We start from the raw sequence: 1,459 nt of genomic DNA, 5'->3' as shown, positions 1-1,459 counted from the left end.
TTTATTCTTATGTGCCAAATGTCATAATCCATACATTTAGTAATCTTAAAGAGGGAAGAGAATGAAATAGAAATAGTTTCAAATGAATGTTGGACGATGATTGGGTAAAGAGGTATAAAGTAATACGCTTGAATATTAGCTGAAGGTAAGTATTACCTTTTATATGAATTGAGTTGTAGCATGACTAAAAATATTTTACTTTTTATATGAAACCGTTATGTAGAAAATAGCTATTCAGTTGTTTTTTCACATAACGTTTTTTCGTTTTTAAAGGATTTCACATAAGAAAAAACCTATAATTAAGATAGTTAACATATATTTTTTGATGGGTGTGGGGGGATTATGAAAGAAATTTGCATGTTATTAGCGGCTGTTATGTTATGGGGCACAGCTATTGCACCAACAAAGTGGGCGTTAGAATCTATTCAGCCATTTACTTTGTTATTTATTCGCCTTTTCTTCGCGGGTGGAATCTGTTTACTATTCTCATTTAAACAATTAAAAAAATCGGTTGTACATAAACACGTGCCGTGGAAAAGAATGAGTTTACTATCTTTTACTGGTGTAGCTGGTTACTTTATGTTCACATCCTACGGTATTTCTTTAACAAGTGGATTGCATGTTAGTATTATTGATGCTGCTCTACCTTTAGTTACAATTCTTTTTTCAGCGTTCTTTTTGAAAGAAAAAATTCAGCTCAATTATTGGATCGGTATTGTATTTGGGGCTGCCGGAGTACTTCTTATTACCATTCCATCTAGTAACGTTGATCAAGAAGTATCTTTAATAGGAGATACCCTTATTTTATTAAGTACTTTTTTATTTGCTTTCTATACAGTATTGCTGAAAAGGCCAAAACAAGAACAGTATTTATCAAACAAGGTTTTTACAACACTAACTTTAATTATTGGGACTGTTATTCTATTACCATTTGCAACGGTAGAAACTTTTTATTACGGTTTTCCAAAGATTGGAACATGGAAGGCTGGATTAAGTATACTATATCTTGTTATTGGGGCAACAATTTTAGCGTATTGGTTTTGGAATAGAGCATTAGAGACAGTCTCGGCATCAGTAAGTGGATTATATTTAAATGCCTTGCCGTTAATAAGTATTGTTGCTTCAATTGTTCTATTAAATGAATTTTTAACATGGAGAATAGTAATAGGTGGTAGCTTAGTTTTATTTGGAGTGATATGGGCAGATAAACGTAAGTTAATTGATTTATTTATGTGGGGCAATCGAAATGTTAAAGAGAATGAAGAATGTTAAAGTTTATAAGGGTATGTATATAATGTTTAAAGAAAAGGATGTCTTGTGTGTAATAGGTTGTTCTTTTCTTTATTTCATTGAAATAGAGAAAGGTGAAACGAATAATAAAAATACCTTTAAAATTATTTTTATTATTAATTGAATAAAAGGTGTTGACGATTAGAGTATAGAGGTGTAATATAGAACA

The 1,459-nt window shown here is 30.7% G+C and carries 1 protein-coding gene; it reads left to right on the top strand.

The window, feature by feature from the left end:
- Positions 1 to 342: 342 nt before the first annotated feature.
- Positions 343 to 1,272 (top strand): DMT family transporter, encoded by a 930-nt coding sequence (locus tag COL05_RS30415; protein ID WP_098671319.1) that lies wholly within the window; start codon positions 343 to 345, stop codon positions 1,270 to 1,272.
- The last annotated feature ends 187 nt before the right edge of the window (positions 1,273 to 1,459 follow it).

Origin of the sequence: Bacillus sp. AFS059628 (assembly GCF_002571225.1) — a bacterium.
Taxonomy (GTDB): Bacteria; Bacillota; Bacilli; order Bacillales; family Bacillaceae_G; genus Bacillus_A.
Note: the sequence above shows the minus strand (reverse complement) of the source record. Positions and strands in the feature narration are given on the sequence as shown.